This window comes from Streptomyces sp. NPDC014734, from assembly GCF_043083325.1.
Lineage (GTDB): Bacteria > Actinomycetota > Actinomycetes > Streptomycetales > Streptomycetaceae > Streptomyces.
On record NZ_JBIBYN010000003.1, the window covers coordinates 110,726 to 127,294 of the forward strand.

13 protein-coding genes and 1 pseudogene are annotated in these 16,569 nt (G+C 72.8%); 10 read left to right on the forward strand and 4 right to left on the reverse strand.

Translation table 11 applies throughout. The features are described from left to right. Positions 1 to 94: 94 nt before the first annotated feature. From ACF1CT_RS07020 to ACF1CT_RS07030, 3 genes are read left to right on the forward strand one after another with little or no spacing between them, the layout of a single operon-like run. Positions 95 to 2,125 carry a putative cobaltochelatase gene (locus tag ACF1CT_RS07020; RefSeq protein ID WP_391782733.1) on the forward strand — a complete coding sequence of 677 codons (2,031 nt, stop codon included), beginning with the start codon at positions 95 to 97 and terminating at the stop codon, positions 2,123 to 2,125. Next, complete coding sequence (gene cobO, locus ACF1CT_RS07025) at positions 2,125 to 2,724, forward strand: cob(I)yrinic acid a,c-diamide adenosyltransferase (RefSeq protein ID WP_391782734.1); 600 nt, start codon at positions 2,125 to 2,127, stop codon at positions 2,722 to 2,724. Before ACF1CT_RS07020 ends, cobO begins: the two co-directional genes overlap by 1 nt. Before the next feature lie 10 nt (positions 2,725 to 2,734). Beyond that, positions 2,735 to 4,093, forward strand: coding sequence for a cobyrinate a,c-diamide synthase (locus tag ACF1CT_RS07030; RefSeq protein ID WP_391782735.1), 1,359 nt, complete (start codon positions 2,735 to 2,737; stop codon positions 4,091 to 4,093). A gap of 89 nt (positions 4,094 to 4,182) precedes the next feature. Here ACF1CT_RS07030 and ACF1CT_RS07035 read toward each other — a convergent pair whose 3' ends face one another. Beyond that, positions 4,183 to 4,905 (reverse strand): ZIP family metal transporter, encoded by a 723-nt coding sequence (locus tag ACF1CT_RS07035; protein ID WP_391782736.1) that lies wholly within the window; start codon positions 4,903 to 4,905, stop codon positions 4,183 to 4,185. 169 nt (positions 4,906 to 5,074) lie between these two features. Between ACF1CT_RS07035 and ACF1CT_RS07040 the strand changes: the two are divergent. Beyond that, positions 5,075 to 5,770 (forward strand): annotated as a pseudogene (locus ACF1CT_RS07040) (cobalamin biosynthesis protein); the annotation flags it as partial. Next, a complete protein-coding gene (cobC, locus tag ACF1CT_RS07045; protein ID WP_391783055.1) occupies positions 5,698 to 7,167 on the forward strand; it encodes an Rv2231c family pyridoxal phosphate-dependent protein CobC in 1,470 nt (489 codons plus the stop codon). The pseudogene ACF1CT_RS07040 and the gene cobC, both read left to right, overlap by 73 nt. Before the next feature lie 220 nt (positions 7,168 to 7,387). Here the strand turns inward: cobC and ACF1CT_RS07050 are convergent, their stop codons facing one another. After that, complete coding sequence (locus ACF1CT_RS07050) at positions 7,388 to 8,434, reverse strand: SCO1860 family LAETG-anchored protein (protein WP_391782737.1); 1,047 nt, start codon at positions 8,432 to 8,434, stop codon at positions 7,388 to 7,390. 525 nt (positions 8,435 to 8,959) lie between these two features. Continuing rightward, the gene (locus ACF1CT_RS07055; RefSeq protein ID WP_391782738.1) at positions 8,960 to 10,060 is read right to left on the reverse strand and encodes an amidohydrolase family protein; all 1,101 of its coding nucleotides are present in this window, start codon (positions 10,058 to 10,060) and stop codon (positions 8,960 to 8,962) included. 111 nt (positions 10,061 to 10,171) lie between these two features. On the opposite strand from ACF1CT_RS07055, the gene ACF1CT_RS07060 reads away from it, so the two are divergent. The 5 genes from ACF1CT_RS07060 (at position 10,172) to thpD (ending at position 15,204) form a co-directional block, all read left to right on the forward strand. Next, entirely contained in the window at positions 10,172 to 11,278 is a 1,107-nt protein-coding gene (locus ACF1CT_RS07060; protein WP_391782739.1) for a pyridoxal-phosphate-dependent aminotransferase family protein, read from the forward strand. A gap of 594 nt (positions 11,279 to 11,872) precedes the next feature. After that, complete coding sequence (gene ectA / locus ACF1CT_RS07065; protein ID WP_391783056.1) at positions 11,873 to 12,337, forward strand: diaminobutyrate acetyltransferase; 465 nt, start codon at positions 11,873 to 11,875, stop codon at positions 12,335 to 12,337. Between the two features lie 163 nt (positions 12,338 to 12,500). Beyond that, a complete protein-coding gene (ectB, locus tag ACF1CT_RS07070; protein WP_391782740.1) occupies positions 12,501 to 13,769 on the forward strand; it encodes a diaminobutyrate--2-oxoglutarate transaminase in 1,269 nt (422 codons plus the stop codon). A gap of 139 nt (positions 13,770 to 13,908) precedes the next feature. Next, positions 13,909 to 14,307 (forward strand): ectoine synthase, encoded by a 399-nt coding sequence (locus ACF1CT_RS07075; RefSeq protein WP_391782741.1) that lies wholly within the window; start codon positions 13,909 to 13,911, stop codon positions 14,305 to 14,307. Between the two features lie 3 nt (positions 14,308 to 14,310). Further along, positions 14,311 to 15,204, forward strand: a complete 894-nt coding sequence (gene thpD, locus ACF1CT_RS07080) for an ectoine hydroxylase (RefSeq protein ID WP_391782742.1) — start codon at positions 14,311 to 14,313, stop codon at positions 15,202 to 15,204. 231 nt (positions 15,205 to 15,435) lie between these two features. Here the strand turns inward: thpD and ACF1CT_RS07085 are convergent, their stop codons facing one another. Further along, complete coding sequence (locus ACF1CT_RS07085; protein WP_391782743.1) at positions 15,436 to 16,329, reverse strand: glycoside hydrolase family 19 protein; 894 nt, start codon at positions 16,327 to 16,329, stop codon at positions 15,436 to 15,438. Positions 16,330 to 16,569 lie beyond the last annotated feature (240 nt).

Genomic DNA, 16,569 nt, shown 5'->3' on the forward strand with positions numbered 1-16,569 from the left:
CGACCGCCGTGACGCGGGGGCCGGCCTGCGTGCCGGAGGGACCGGCCCCCATGCCGGAGGGGCCGACACCGCACCGATTTCCCCAGGAGGCATCGTGAGTACGCCGTACCCCTTCACCGCGCTCGTCGGGCAGGACGACCTCCGGCTCGGCCTGCTGCTGAACGCGGTCTCGCCCGCCGTCGGCGGCGTGCTGGTGCGTGGCGAGAAGGGCACCGCCAAGTCCACCGCCGTACGGGCGCTCGCCGCGCTCATGCCCCAGGTGCCCGTGGTACCCGGGTGCCGGTTCTCCTGCGGTCCGGCGGCGCCCGATCCGGCGTGTCCCGACGGCCCGCACGAGGCCGGGCCGGGTGTGTCGCGGGATGCCCGGATGGTGGAGCTGCCCGTCGGCGCGTCCGAGGACCGGCTCGTCGGGGCGCTCGACATCGAGCGGGCGCTCGCCGAGGGTGTGAAGGCCTTCGAGCCGGGTCTGCTGGCCGACGCCCATCGCGGGATCCTGTACGTCGACGAGGTCAACCTGCTCCACGACCACCTCGTGGATCTGCTGCTGGACGCCGCCGCCATGGGCGCCTCGTACGTGGAGCGCGAGGGCGTCTCGGTCCGCCACGCGGCGCGTTTCCTGCTCGTCGGCACGATGAACCCCGAGGAGGGCGAGCTGCGGCCGCAGTTGCTCGACCGGTTCGGGCTGACCGTCGAGGTGGCGGCGTCCCGCGAGACCGACCAGCGGGTCGAGGTCGTGCGGCGGCGCCTGGCGTACGACGCCGACCCCGAGGGCTTCGCCGCCGGATGGGCCGCGGAGGAGAGCGAACTCCGGGCGCGGATCGCCGCCGCGCGGGCGCTGCTCCCGGACGTGCTGCTCGGTGACGCGGCGTTGCGGCAGATCGCGGCGACCTGCGCCGCGTTCGAGGTGGACGGGATGCGGGCCGACATCGTGATGGCGCGGACCGCGACCGCGCTGGCCGCCTGGGCCGGGCGCACGGACGTGCTGGCCGAGGACGTGCGGCAGGCCGCGCTGCTGGCGCTCCCCCACCGTCGTCGGCGCAACCCCTTCGACGCGCCGGGCCTGGACGAGGACAAGCTCGACGACACGCTGGAGCAGAACAGCGGCGAGGACGACGACCCGGACCCGGACGGCCCCGGCGGAGGCGGCCGGCCCCCGCGGGGCGACGGTCCGGACACACCGCCGCGGCCCGAGGGGGAGGCCGACGACGCGCCCGAGCCGTCCGTGCCCCAGCAGGGCACGGAGCAGGAACAGGGGCAGGGGCAGGGGCAGCCGTCCGGGGGCGGTGAGCAGCGGCCGGTACGCGCCGCCGAGCCGTTCCGGACGAAGACGCTGAGTGTGCCCGGTCTGGGCGAGGGCGCGGCGGGGCGGCGTTCCCGGGCGCGCACCGAGCACGGGCGCACCACCGGCTCGCGGCGTCCGCGGGGCGCGCTGACCAAACTGCACCTGGCGGCGACCGTGCAGGCGGCGGCCCCGCATCAGCGGGCGCGCGGCAGGTCGGGGCCGGGGCTGGTGGTGCGACGGGACGATCTGCGGCAGGCGACCCGTGAGGGGCGCGAGGGGAACCTCGTGCTGTTCGTGGTGGACGCGTCCGGGTCGATGGCGGCCCGGCAGCGCATGAGCGCCGTGAAGGGCGCGGTCCTGTCGCTGCTGCTGGACGCGTACCAGCGGCGGGACAAGGTCGGGCTGGTCACCTTCCGGGGCCGGGACGCCGAGGTGGCGCTGCCGCCGACGTCGTCGGTGGACGCCGCGGCGGCCCGGTTGGAGCAGTTGCCGACCGGGGGGCGCACCCCGGTCGCGGCCGGGCTGCTGAAGGCCCACGAGGTGCTGCGGGTGGAGCGGTTGCGCGATCCGTCGCGGCGTCCGCTGCTGGTCGTGGTGACCGACGGGCGGGCGACCGGCGGCCCCGAGCCGGTGGCGGTGGCGTCCCGGGCGGCGCGGCTGCACGGGGCGGAGGGTGTCGCCTCCGTCGTCGTGGACTGCGAGTCGGGGCCGGTGCGGCTCGGGCTCGCGGGCGATCTGGCACGGGATCTCGGCGGCACCGTCGTGACGCTCGACGCATTGCGGGCCGACTCGATCGCCGGGCTCGTCAAGGACGTTCAGGGAACCAACAGGAGGGCCGCGTAATGCCGCAGGGACAGCCGACCACCGTGCCGGACGACGGGCTCACCACCCGTCAGCGCCGCAACCGTCCGCTGCTGATGGTGCACACCGGTATCGGGAAGGGGAAGTCGACGGCCGCCTTCGGGATGGCGCTGCGCGCCTGGAATCAGGGGTGGCCGATCGGTGTCTTCCAGTTCGTCAAGTCGGCGAAGTGGAAGGTCGGCGAGGAGAACGCGCTGAAGGTTCTCGGCGCGAGCGGCGAGGGCGGCACCGTCGCCTGGCACAAGATGGGCGAGGGCTGGTCGTGGGTGCAGCGCGACCGGCAGTTCAGCAACGAGGAGGCGGCCCGCGAGGGCTGGGAGCAGGTCAAGCGCGACCTGGCCGCGGAGGCGTACCGGCTGTACGTGCTGGACGAGTTCGCGTACCCGATGCACTGGGGCTGGGTCGACACCGACGAGGTCATCGAGGTGCTGCGGAACCGGCCGGGGACGCAGCACGTGGTGATCACCGGGCGCAACGCGCCCGAGGCGCTGCTGGAGGCCGCGGACCTGGTGACCGACATGTCGAAGGTCAAGCATCCGATGGACGCGGGTCAGAAGGGTCAGCGGGGCATCGAATGGTGAGTGGCCTCCGGTGAACGTTCCTCGTCTGGTGATCGCCGCGCCCTCCTCCGGCAGCGGCAAGACCACGGTGGCCACGGGGCTGATGGCGGCCTTCGCGGGGCGCGGGCTCGCGGTGTCCCCGCACAAGGTGGGGCCCGACTACATCGACCCCGGCTACCACACCCTGGCCACGGGTCGGCCGGGCCGCAATCTCGACGCCTACCTGTGCGGTTCCGAGCTGGTCGCCCCGTTGTTCGCGCACGGGGCGCGGGGCTGCGACCTGGCGGTCGTCGAGGGGGTGATGGGGCTGTACGACGGCGCCGCGGGCAGGGGCGAGCTGGCGTCGACCGCGCAGGCGGCGAAGCTGCTGCGGGCGCCGGTGGTGCTGGTCGTCGACGCGTCGTCGCAGTCGCGGTCGGTGGCCGCGCTGGTGCACGGCTTCGCCTCGTGGGACCCGCGGGTGCGGATCGGCGGGGTGATCCTCAACAAGGTCGGCTCGCGGCGGCACGAGGCGCTGTTGCGGGAGGCGCTGGACGAGGCGGGCATGCAGGTGCTGGGGGTGCTGGGGCGGGCCGAGCGGCTGGCCGTGCCGTCGCGGCACCTGGGGCTGGTGCCGGTCGCCGAGCGGCGGCGCGACGCGGTGGACGCGGTCGCGGCGATGGCGGACCAGGTGCGGGCGGGGTGCGACCTGGACGCGCTGCTCGCGCTGGCCCGGTCCGCGCCCGCGCTCGTGGAGGAGGAGTGGGACCCGGCGGAGGCGGTGGCCGCGTGCGGCGGGCCCGTCGCCGGGGCCGGGAGGGTGGCCGTCGCGGCCGGGGCCGCGTTCACGTTCTCCTACGCGGAGCACACCGAGCTGCTGGCCGCCGCCGGGGCCGAGGTGGTGCCGTTCGACCCGCTGCGGGACGAGGCGCTGCCCGAGGGCGTCCGGGGTCTGGTCGTCGGCGGCGGCTTCCCGGAGGTGTACGCCTCGGAGCTGTCCGCCAACGCGGGGCTGCGCGGGTCCGTCGCGGCGCTGGCGCGCTCCGGGGCCCCGGTGGCCGCGGAGTGCGCGGGGCTGCTGTACCTGGCGCGTTCGCTCGACGGGCTGCCGATGTGCGGGGTCCTGGACGCCGAGGCGCGGATGTCCGGACGGCTGACGCTGGGCTACCGGGAGGCGGTGGCGGTGGGCGACAGCGTGCTGGCCGCGGCCGGGACCCGGGTGCGCGGCCACGAGTTCCACCGGACGGTGCTGGAACCGGGCGCCGGGCCCGCCCCGGCCTGGGGCATGCACCAGCCGGAGCGGCGTGTGGAGGGGTTCGTGCAAGGCGGTGTGCACGCGAGCTATCTGCACACGCACGCGGCGTCGGCGCCCGGCATGGTCCGCCGGTTCGTCGAGGGGTGCGCGGAATGAACGACGGCCGCGCGGCGGGCGGACCGGCCGGTGCCGGACCCCGGGGAGCGGGACGGACGGTCGTGAGCCCCCCGGCCGCGGCGCGGTGTTCAGTCCGCGACACCCACCACCAGCCAGATGAAGCCCACCCCGGCGACCGTGCACAGCAGGGTGGAGCGGGCCGGGTGTTCGTGGTGCGCCTCGGGCAGGATCTCGGCCGCGGCGAGGTAGAGGAGCACGCCGCCGAAGAATCCCAGGTAGCCGCCGAGCGGTTCCGCCGGAAGGGTGAACACCAGCGTGGTCGCCGCGCCGACCACCGGTGCCAGCGCGTCCGCGAACAGCATGAGCAGGGCCTTGCGGCGGGCGTTCCCGTACAGGCTGGTGATCGTGTACGTGTTGAAGCCGTCGGCGAAGTCATGGCTGATCACGGCGAGGGCGACGGCGACGCCCATGCCCGTGCCGACCTGGAACGCCGCGCCGAGCGCGACACCGTCCATCAGGCTGTGGCCGACCATCGCCGCCGCCGCGGTGAGCCCGACCTGCGGCACCCGTTCCTCGCCAGCCCCGTGGGCCGCCCGGCGTACCGCGAGCAGCCGCTCCACCAGGTGGGCGACGAGGAACCCGCCGACGAACAGCAGCAGGGCCGCGGGGACCCCGAAGACCGGTGCGCCCGCCGCGTCGACGGCCTCCGGCAGCAGGTCGAGGCCGACCACGCCGAGCATCAGTCCGCCCGCGAAGCCGAGCACCAGGTGACGGCGGTCGGTGACACGCCCGGCGACCCAGCCGCCGACCAGGGTCATCAGGAACGCGCCGAACGCCACGAGCACCGCCATGCGCTCTTGCTAGCCGATTGACGCCGGGGCACGCATCTCGGCGGACACCCTCTCGACCACCGGTCGTCGCTCCCGCCCGCCCCGTCCTCCCCTCGTCCCGACCGCCCGGGCCCCGGCCACCGATCGTCCCGACCACCCGCCCGACCGATCTCCCTTCGCCCCCCCGGAAGGATCCCGTCCCGTGTCCGAAGCAGTCGGCACCGCCGCCACGACGTCCGGGCCCGGCCCGGGGACTCCGTACCTCCTGGTGGAGGGCGATGTGGCCGGTGTGTGGCGCGCGGTGCTCGATGGGGAGCCGGTGGACGTGCGCGCGGACCCCGCGTGGCCGTTGCCGCCGATGCGGCCCGGCGCCGCCGGTGCGCGCGGTGCGGCGGTCCTGCGTGTCACCGACCGGGTCGTGGAGCTCGGCGAGCGGACGGCCGCGGTGCGGCCGGCGTCGCTCACGGTCGGGGTCGGCGCCTCCAGGGGGGTACCGGCCGACGAGGTCGTCGGGCTGATCCTGCAGACCGTGCGCGAGGCAGGGCTCTCGCTGCTGAGCGTCGCGGAGCTGGCGACGGCCGACGCGAAGGCCGACGAACCGGGGATCGTCGCCGCGGCCGCACGGCTCGGTGTTCCGCTGCGGACGTACCCCGCCGGTGAACTGGCCCGCGTCGAGGTGCCCAGCCCGTCCGGCGCGGCGCTCGCCGCCGTCGGAACGCCGTCCGTGGCGGAGGCCGCCGCGCTCGCCGCCGGGGGCACGCTTCTCGTGCCGAAGCGGAAGTCGGCACCCGTGGGGCGGGCGGCGGGGGCGACCTGCGCGGTGGTGCGCCGGGTCGGCGGGTCCGGTCCCGACCGTTGCGTGAAGCCGGGTGCCCGGCGCATAGTCGTTCTGCCGTGCTTCCTCCTCGGCGGCGTCCTGCCGAACCGGTGCCGTCGCGGGGCCGTGATGCGGGCCGCCGCCCGCCCCGCGCCGGACATCCGTCCGGCCGAGGCCGTCGGTGCGGCCGGAAAGCTGTACGGCCTGGTCATGAAGCGCTACCGGGAGGCGGACGAGGGCGATTTACGGATGAACTGCTGCTCATGCGTCCACCGAATCGCGCTGCCGGGCTTCGAGGACGTGGTGGGGCTGTCACGAGCAGCCGCGCCTCCGCCCCGATGACGACGGCCATCCCACCCCCCACGGCGGTCATGCACACTCCCACTGAAGGTCCCGACGCGACAGGCGCGGGCACGCACGATCTGCGGCACCACGGTGACGCGGAGGTACGGGGACGGGGACGAGATCTGACCGATCTCGCCGTCAACGTACGAGCGGACACTCCCCCGTCCTGGTTGCGGGAACGAATAGCCGCGTCCCTGGGCACGCTCGCCGCGTACCCGGACGGACGTGCCGCGCGGGCGGCGGTCGCGGCCCGGCACGGGCTGCCTGCCGAGCGGGTCCTGCTGACGGCGGGGGCCGCGGAGGCGTTCGTGCTGATCGCCCGAGCGCTTCGGGCCCGGCGTCCGGTCGTGGTCCACCCGCAGTTCACCGAGCCGGAGGCGGCGTTGCGCGCGGCCGGGCACGAGGTCGGCCGGGTGCTGCTGCGGGCCGAGGACGGGTTCCGGCTCGACCCGGCGGCCGTGCCCGAGTGCGCGGATCTGGTGGTGGTCGGCAACCCGACCAACCCCACGTCGGTCCTGCATCCGGCGGCCGTGCTGGAGGAGCTGGCCCGTCCCGGGCGGACGCTGGTGGTCGACGAGGCGTTCATGGACGCGGTGCCCGGCGAACGCGAGGCGCTATGCGGACGGACGGACATACCGGGGCTGGTCGTGCTCCGCAGCCTCACCAAGACCTGGGGGCTCGCGGGGCTGCGGATCGGCTACGTGCTGGCCGCCCCGGAGACGGTCCGGGTGCTGGAGGAAGCACAGCCGTTGTGGCCGGTGTCGGCTCCGGCACTGGCGGCGGCCGAGGCGTGCATGGAGCCGCGGGCGCTGGCCGAGGCGGCTGCCGCGGCGGAGCGGATCGCCGTGGACCGGTTCCATCTGGTGGCAGGCCTGCGGGAGTTCACCGAGGTGCGGGTGGCGGAACCGGCAGAGGGGCCGTTCGTGCTGGTGCGGCTGGAACGGGCCGCGGAGGTCCGGGAGAGGTTGCGGGCGCTGGGCTTCGCGGCGCGTCGGGGGGACACCTTCCCCGGGCTCGGGCCGCAATGGCTGCGGCTGGCGGTGCGCGACCGTGCGACGACCAACCGCTTCCTCCAGGCGCTCGACCAGGCGTTGCAGTCACTGACCGCCGTGTCGCGCTGACGCCCGCCACCGCGCGTCACCCGGAGCGTCACGGCACACCGGGAACGGCGGTACGGCGGTACGGCGGTACGGCGGTACGGCGGTACGGCGGTACGGCGGTACGGCGGTACAACGAACGGCACACGGGGAGCGGCGTCCCGTCACGGAAACACCGCTCCCCGCCTCATTCACTCACCGCCCCGGACCCGTCCGGCGGCAAGTCGCTCCCTGCCGAGGGCGGTCAGCCGCGGGCTCGGCGCCTGGCCAGGACCGTCACCCCCGCACCCGCGGCCAGCAGGACGGCCGCGCCGCCGGCCAGGTACGGGGTCGCGGAGCTGCCGCCGGTCTCCGCCAGGTCCGAACCGGCGGCCGGGCCCTGGCCCGTGCCGGTCTGGGGCTTCACGTCGCCGCCGGTGGAGCCGTTGCCGGAACCCGCGCTGGAACCGCCGTTGCCGGAACCGCCGTCGCTCGCGCCGCCGTTGCCGGAGCCCCCGTCACTCGCGCCGCCGTTGCCCGAACCACCGTTGCCCGAACCGCCGTTGCTCGCTCCGCCGTCGTCCCCGTCACCCCCCGTGCCCGTGGGGGTCTCGCAGGTCGCCTCGACGAGCGTGACCTCGCCCTGCACGTCGGCGACGTTCAGCTTGAGCGGGTTGACGGAGACCTTCAGGTTCAGCGCGGTCGCCGCCGCGGTGCGCGAGGTGGTGCGCGTCCTGGACAGATCGAGGGTGACCTCGCCCACCGCGGGCACCTCGATGTGCGTGCTCCCGCTCGCGGTGAGGTCGATCCGCTTGCCCAGGACCGTGACATGCCCCAGGACGTTCGACTCGGCAACCGGCTTCCTGCCCACCTCGCAGACCGCCTTGGACGTGACCTTCTCGACCTCGATCAGCGGCAGGGCGGGCAGCCCCGGCACATGGACCCGGGCCTTCGCCACATTGCTGTAGCCCTCGGCCCGGTGCTTGTCGGCGGTCGCCTTCGCGGTGGCCACGTCGGCGCTGAGCACGCTCACCGGCCGGCCGTCCTCCACCCCGTCGAGCCGCACGCTCAGCGCGGTCTCCTTGGCGTCGGCGGGCGCCTTCACCTCGTTGAGCGCGGCCTTGAGCGGCACATCGATCGTCTTGTTCAGGAGCGAGACGTCGAGTGCGGTACGGAGCACGACCGCGCTCGCCTTCCCGTCGCCGGTGGTCGTGGTGGCCGCGGTGGCGGCCTGCGCCGGGACGGCGGCCAGCAGGGCGACCGGCGCGGCGGCGACCGCCAGGGCGGCCAGGCGGAAGGTATTGCTGTTCAAAATGGTGAAACCCCCACAAGAGACATGGAGTCACCGGTGCCGCCCAATGGGGGACATCGCGGGCAACGGTGACCTCGACCCCGAAAGCTTTGCGTACGAAGGGTGAACTGACAGACACCTGAGGTGAGTTCACCCCAAAGGGGGGTTTTCGTGCTTCTATTCGATTATCTCGGTACGTCCGTTCCCGGAAGTCACTCGATCCACTGAGCGCGGAGAGCGCGGAGGTTGACCGCGCCGGTGTACGCACGGAAGTGCTTCAACGACGGGCTCGGCGTCGAGGTAACCGTCCGTCAATGCCGCACATCCCTGCGCATACGAAGGTGGCCCCGGGGACCCTCCGTCGTTCCGGCCGGAGACGGCCGAGGACGGCCGAGGACGGCCGAGGCGACCGGAAACGACAGGGCACTGCCGGGACGGCCGGAGACGACCGGGGGCAGCCGGAAACGGCGAGGGGACGGCCGGCCCGCGCACGCCCCGGCCGGCCGCGGCCCCCGTCCCCCGGCCCGCGGCCCGCGGCCCGTCCGCTCAGCCGATCACCCGCCCGTTCAGCACGACGCGGCGCGGGCCCGCCAGCACCCGCACGTCGGCCCGCGGGTCCTCGTCGTACACCACGAGGTCCGCCGGGGCGCCCTCCTCCAGCCCCGGCCGGCCGAGCCACTCGCGCGCGCCCCAGGTGGTCGCGGACAGCGCGTCCAGGGCCGGAATGCCCGCCTTCACCAGCTCCGCGACCTCGTCCGCCACCAGCCCATGGGCGAGCGCGCCGCCCGCGTCGGTGCCGACGAAGACCGGGACACCGGCGTCGTACGCGGCCCGCACCGTGTCGTACCGGCGCGCGTGCAGCCGCCGCATATGGGCCGACCAGCGGGGGTACTTGGCCTCCCCGCCCTCGGCGAGCGAGGGGAACGTGGCGATGTTGACCAGGGTGGGGACGATCGCGACGCCGCGCTCGGCGAAGAGCGGAATGGTGTCCTCGGTGAGCCCGGTGGCGTGCTCGACGCAGTCGATCCCGGCCTCGACCAGGTCGCGCAGCGAGTCCTCGGCGAAGCAGTGCGCGGTGACCCGGGCACCCAGCCGGTGCGCCTCGTCGATGGCCGCCCCGACCACCCCGCGCGGCCAGCAGGCGGTCAGGTCCCCCACCTCCCGGTCGATCCAGTCGCCGACCAGCTTGACCCAGCCGTCGCCGCGGCGCGCCTCCCGGGCGACATACGCGACGAGGTCGTCCGGCTCGATCTCGTGGGCGTAGTTCCGGGTGTACCGGCGCGGCCGGGCGATATGACGTCCGGCCCGGATGATCTTCGGCAGGTCCTCGCGGTCGTCGATCCACCGGGTGTCGGCGGGCGAGCCCGCGTCCCGCAGCAGCAGCGCCCCCGCCTCCCGGTCGTCGACTGCCTGCTTCTCGCTGGTCGCGGCGTCGACGGCGCCGTGGAGGTCGAGCCCGACATGGCAGTGGGCGTCGACGAGCCCCGGCAGCGCCCAGCCGGTGACGGTCACCGCCCCGTCGGCTCCGGCCGGCCGTTCGTACGCGATCCGCCCGTCCACGGCCCAGAGTTCGTCCCGGACCTCGTCGGGTCCGACGAGCACCCGCCCCTTCACGTGCAGCACCCGAGGTGCCCTGTGATCACTCATGGGCAGCACTGTACGAGGCCCCCTCCGGCGCCCTGGGTACGCTTCGGAACAAGCCCCGTCCGTTCCGCGGCGCCGCCGCGGAACGGGCCCCGATCCGAAGAGAGCACCACCGTGACGCACCCGTTCCTCGACCTCGCCCCGCTCACCGCCGCCCGCTTCGCGGCCATCGAACAGCGGGTGGCCGGCCTCCTCGCCACCGAGCAGGACGTCGTCATCACGCAGGGCGAGGCGCTGCTCCCGCTCGAAGGCTGCATCCGGGGCGGTGCCCGGCCCGGTTCGACCGCGCTGAACGTCGTCACCGGGCCGTACGGGCAGACCTTCGGGAACTGGCTGCGGGACTGCGGCGCCGACGTCGTCGACCTGGCGGTGCCCTTCCACACGGCGGTCACCGCGGACCAGGTCGCGCGGGCGCTGGAGGAGCACCCGGAGATCGACTTCGTCTCCCTGGTGCACGCGGAGGCGGCGACGGGCAACACCAACCCGGTCGCCGAGATCGGCGAGGTGGTCCGGGCGCACGGGGCGCTGTTCATGCTGGACGCCGTCGCCTCGGTGGGCGCCGAGCCGCTGCTGCCGGACGCCTGGGGCGTCGACCTCTGTGTGATCGGCGCGCAGAAGGCGATGGGCGGCCCGGCCGGGGTGTCGGCGGTGTCGGTGAGCGAGCGGGCCTGGGAGCGGATCGCCGCCAACCCGCAGGCCCCGCGCCGCTCGTACCTCTCGCTCCTGGACTGGAAGGAGCGCTGGATCGACGGTGGCCGCACGGCGCTGCTGCACGCCCCCGCCCAGTTGGAGATGCTGGCTCTGGAGGCGTGCGTGGAGCGGATCGAGAGCGAGGGCCTTGACGCGCTGATGGCCCGGCACGCCTCGGCCGCCGGGGCGACCCGGGCGGGCGCGGTGGCGCTCGGCGGTGGCCTGTCGCCGTACGTCCACGAGGCGAAGGACGCGGCACCGGTCGCGACCACGCTGCGGGTGCCCGAGGGGGCCGACGCGGCGGAGCTGGTCGCACGGGCACTGGCGGCCGACCCCTCGCTGCCGTTGATCGCGGGCGGGGGCGCGCTGTCGAAGGAGATGATCCGGGTCAATCACTACGGTGTGGATGCGACGCGGGGCGCGGTGCAGTCCTCGCTCGCGGCTCTGGGGGCGGCGCTGGCCGATACGGGCCGGCGGGTCGACCTCGAATCTGCCCGCAAGGCAGTTTCGGAAACCTGGCCGAGCGAATAACGGGCCGGGGAGCGTCAGAGGGCGGGCACGCGGCGTCAGCTACGGCACCTCGCGGCGTTGCCGGAACATCCGCGCACATCCAGTTCGCGGACGCCCCTCCGCCTCGTTTCGCGGACGCCCCTCCGCCTTGTGATGCAGCGCATCCGACGCCGCGCACCGATCCATCGCGGATTACGGAACAGCCCTTGGATTCGTGCCGCACCGGCGATATTCCATAAATGCGGGGAGCTACTCATTCCAGAGCAGCTCCCCGCATTCTTCTGCCCGCTTTCCCGCACCCTAAACACCCTGTTTCAGATCGCCTCCACATGGGTTCGATCCACACAATTCCGTTGCGTGACCCGAGAGTTACGACCTTGTGACCGACTCCACATCACGCCCGTTATGCCGGATAAAGGGATAACAAAACGGGTGAAAGCGATGGCCGGTCGCGCCGGGGCACGCACCCGCGTGATAACACAGAAAGACACTCCACCCAACCCCTCACGTCGATGCAATTTGAGGATTTGCTGGGTAAATTCAATTTGCATGACCGCCGCACCAGCAGATTTTGCACGTGCCCGAAGCGAATTCATCACCATCGACATCCCACGAGTGGAGGACGGGGCCGCGATCTGGCGCATCGCCCGCGACTCCGAGGTCCTGGACCTCAACTCCTCGTACAGCTACCTGCTGTGGTGCCGTGACTTCGCGGCCACCTCCGTGGTCGCCCGCGACGAGACCGGGGAGCCCGTCGCCTTCGTGACGGGATACCTCCGGCCGGACCGCCCCCGGGCCCTGGTCGTCTGGCAGGTGGCCGTCGACCGCGGCCACCAGGGGTCCGGACTTGCCGGAAGGCTGCTGGACGCGCTGACCTCGCGGGTCGCCGAGGAACAGGGTCTTGCCTCGGTCGAGACGACCATCACCCCGGACAACACCGCGTCGGACCGGCTGTTCACCTCCTACGCCCGGCGCCACGCCGTCGCCTTGGAGCGCGAGGTGCTCTTCGGGGGCGAACTGTTCCCCGGGGAAACGCATCTTCCCGAAGTCCTTTACCGCATAGGTCCGTTCCCCGCCTGACCGGCCCGCACCCGTCCCCGTCCGGCGCCCCGCGGGAGGCATCCGGTTCCGCACCGGCGCCGCGCCCGGACGTCGCGGACGCGCCGATGCCCGGACCGGCCGGCCCGTCCTACCCCGCACGCACCACGTCGCCCGCCACACCCCCTCAAGCAGGAGAACCCCTGTGACCATCACCCCGCCCGCGCTGAGTGTCTTCGAGACCCTGGAGTCGGAGGTACGGAGCTACTGCCGCGGCTGGCCCGCCGTGTTCGACCGCGCGCAGGGCGCCCGCCTGACCGACGAGGACGGCCACACCTACCTCGACTTCTTCGCCGGTGCGGGATCCCTCAACTACGGCCACAACAACCCGGTGCTCAAACGCGCGCTGCTGGACTACATCGAACGCGACGGCATCACCCACGGCCTCGACATGGCCACCACCGCGAAACGCGCCTTCCTGGAGTCCTTCCAGAACAACGTGCTGCGCCCGCGCGACCTCCCGTACAAGGTGATGTTTCCCGGCCCGACCGGCACCAACGCGGTCGAGGCGGCGCTGAAGCTGGCCCGCAAGGTGAAGGGGCGCGAGTCGATCGTCTCGTTCACCAACGCCTTCCACGGCATGTCGCTGGGCTCGCTGGCCGTCACCGGCAACGCCTTCAAGCGGGCCGGGGCCGGAATCCCCCTGGTGCACGGCACGCCGATGCCGTTCGACAACTACCTCGACGGCCGGGTGCCCGATTTCCTCTGGTTCGAACGGCTCCTGGCGGACCAGGGGTCCGGTCTCAACCAGCCCGCCGCCGTGATCGTCGAGACGGTACAGGGCGAGGGCGGCATCAACGTGGCGCGCCCCGAATGGCTGCGGGCGCTGGCCGATCTGTGCCGCCGCCGCGACATGCTGCTGATCGTCGACGACATCCAGATGGGATGCGGGCGCACCGGGTCGTTCTTCTCCTTCGAGGAAGCGGGCATCACACCCGACATCGTCACCCTGTCCAAGTCGATCAGCGGCTACGGACTGCCCATGTCGCTCTGCCTGTTCCGGCCGGAGCTGGACGTCTGGGGGCCGGGCGAGCACAACGGCACCTTCCGCGGCAACAACCCGGCGTTCGTCACGGCCGCCGCCGCGCTGGACGCCTACTGGGCGGACGGCCAGATGGAGAGGCAGACCCTGGCCCGGGGCGAGCAGGTCGAACAGGCGCTCCTCGCGATCTGCGACGAGCACATCCGGCTCGGGGCGCGGTACCGGGGCCGCGGCCTGGTCTGGGGCATGGAGTTCACCGACGTCTCGCGCGCCGCGGCGGTCTGCGCCCGCGCCTTCGAACTGGGCCTCCTGGTGGAGACCTCGGGGCCCCGGAGCGAGGTGGTGAAGCTGCTGCCGCCGCTGACCGTCACCCCCGAGGAACTGGACGAGGGCCTTCGCACGCTGGCCCGTGCGGTTCGCGAGACCGCCTGACGTCCGTCGGGACGCCCTCGCGCACGGCCCCCGCGCACGTCCCCGTCCCCCGTCCCGCGCCGTCCCGGACCCGCCTCGTTCGCCCGGGCCGGCGCGGGACGCGGGGAAACACCGCAGAGAGAAAGGCAACCGACCCACCGTGATCGTCCGATCCTTCAGCGACATTGAGAACACCGACCGGCATGTGAAGGCCGCTTCCGGAACCTGGGAGAGCAAGCGCATCGTGCTCGCCAAGGAGAGGGTGGGCTTCTCCCTCCACGAGACCACGATGTACGCGGGTACCGAGACGTCGATGTGGTACGCGAACCACATCGAGGCCGTCCTGTGCATCGAGGGCGAGGCCGAACTCACCAACGACGAGACCGGGGAGAAGCACTGGATCACCCCCGGCACGATGTACCTGCTGGACGGCCACGAGCACCACACCATGCGCCCCAAGACCGATTTCCGCTGCGTCTGCGTCTTCAACCCCCCGGTCACCGGGCGCGAGGAACACGACGAGAACGGTGTCTACCCGCTGCTGACCGAGGAGGGCTGAGCCATGACCACCGACGCTCGCGTCGACCTCTACCCCACGCGCGGCACGGCCGAGGTCATCACCCCCCGCCGGGACCCGGTCGTCTGGTCCGCTCCCGGCGCCCCCGGGCCGGTCGCCCCGGAGGACCTCCAGGGTTTCGAGCGCGACGGCTTCCTCACCGTGGACCAGCTGATCACCCCCGACGAGGTGGCCCTCCACCGGGCCGAACTGGACCGGCTGATCGGTGATCCGGCGGTGCGGGCCGACGAGCGCTCGATCATCGAGCCGTCGTCGCAGAAGGTCCGGTCCGTCTTCGAGGTCCACCGGATCAGCGACGTCTTCGCCCGTCTGGTCTCCGACGAGCGGCTGGTGGGCAGAGCCCGTCAGATCCTCGGCTCCGACGTGTACGTCCACCAGTCCCGGATCAACGTGAAGCCGGGCTTCGGCGCTTCGGGCTTCTACTGGCACTCGGACTTCGAGACCTGGCACGCCGAGGACGGCCTGCCGCACATGCGGGCGGTGTCCGTGTCGATCGCGCTGACCGAGAACCACGACACCAACGGCGGGCTGATGATCATGCCCGGTTCGCACACGTCGTTCCTCGGCTGCGCCGGCGAGACCCCGGAGGACAACTACAAGCAGTCCCTGAAGATGCAGGACGCGGGCACCCCGTCCGACGAGGCGCTGACGGGACTGGCCGACCGGCACGGCATCAAGCTCTTCACCGGCGCGGCGGGATCGGCGACCTGGTTCGACTGCAACTGCATGCACGGCTCGGGCGACAACATCACCCCGTACCCGCGCAGCAACGTCTTCATCGTGTTCAACAGCGTGGAGAACGCCGCGCAGGAGCCGTTCGCGGCGCCGGCCCGGCGTCCCGAGTTCATCGGGGCACGGGACTTCACTGCGGTGAGGTGACGTTCCGGCGGGGCCCGGCCAGGTGGGGGGGGGGGGGGGGGGGGGGGGCCCCCCCCCCCCCCCCCCCCCCCCCCCCGCCGAGGGGCGAATCGAGAACTAGAAGGTCGATGACCTACGGCCCGGTGGCCCGAAGAACCGGCGGCCCGACGAACCGGCGGATCAACGGATCAGCGCCTCCCCGACTCTTCAACTCCTCGAACCCTCGAATCCTCGAACCCTCGAACCCTCGAATCAGCAGCTCAGGTTGTCCCCGGGCGTGGTGCCGAGAATCTGCGTAAAGGACTTGTAGCGATCGATACGGCTCTGGACCTGGGCGGGGTTGCCGCCGTTGCATTCCAGGCTGCCGTTGATCGAACGGATGGTCTCACCGAATCCGGCGCCGTTGACCATGGCGGCGTGGGCGGTCATGGTGCCGGGGCCGTTCTGGGTGTTCCAGTACCAGAGGCCGGTCTTCCAGGCGACCGAGGCGTCCTGCTCGACCAGGTACGGGTTGCCCAGCAGGTCGATGCCGAGGGCGTCACCGGCGGCCTTGTAGTTGAAGTTCCAGCTCAGCTGGATCGGACCGCGGCCGTAGTACGCGGCCTGGCCGGCGGGGCAGCCGTAGGGCTGGCTGCTGTCGCAGTAGTGCGGGTAGTTGGACGTGTTCTGCTCGACCACGTACACCAGACCGCCCGTCTCGTGGCTGACGTTGGCGAGGAACGCCGCCGCCTCCTGGCGCTTGACGGTGTCGCTTCCGGTGTTCGCAAAGCCCGGGTAGGCGCTCAGCGCGGCGGTGAGTCCGCTGTAGGTGTAGAAGGAATTCCGGTTCGGGAACATCTGGTTGAACTGTGCCTCGCTGACCACGAAGCCGGTCGGGTTGCCCGGGTCCGGGTCGGTGCCGCCCCCGCCACAGGCGCCTTGGTCGGCCCAGACGTCGGAACTGCCGGGGGTCTCGTTCTGGGTCCACCACTTGGCGGTCCAGTTGTGCCCGTTGTAGGAAGCCGAATTGCCGCCTGTGTAGACGGACGAGGAACTCCAGGCAGCCGCGCAGTCGGCTGCCGCGGCGGCGGTGGAGGCGGGAAGGGCAACGACCATGGCGACGACCGCACCCAGCGCGGCGAGCAGGCCCATGACACGTCGGAACACGCGATCACTCCTTCGGTGCGGCGCACCGAGCCGGGCGGCGCGTCGCCTTGGGGGTTGACGGCCACTCAAGCTCCGTCGGCCTGTACCTGTCAAGGTCTAGACCAACCCGGAAAGCCTTTCGAATGACCGCTCCCCCGCACCGCCCCGCAGCTCGTCGGCACCACCACACCCGCTCTCAACAGGGCTGATCCCGACGGCAGTTCGGTCACCCGTCCGTCCACGGGGCGTGGCGCCGGACGA

Bases quoted from the DNA above. Each gene is read 5' to 3' on its own strand.
- cobO (WP_391782734.1), top strand. From the start codon at position 2,125: ATGCCGCAGGGACAGCCGACCACCGTGCCGGACGACGGGCTCACCACC.
- ACF1CT_RS07035 (WP_391782736.1), bottom strand. From the start codon at position 4,905: ATGGCGGTGCTCGTGGCGTTCGGCGCGTTCCTGATGACCCTGGTCGGC.
- ACF1CT_RS07055 (WP_391782738.1), bottom strand. From the start codon at position 10,060: ATGAGTGATCACAGGGCACCTCGGGTGCTGCACGTGAAGGGGCGGGTG.
- thpD (WP_391782742.1), top strand. From the start codon at position 14,311: ATGACCACCGACGCTCGCGTCGACCTCTACCCCACGCGCGGCACGGCC.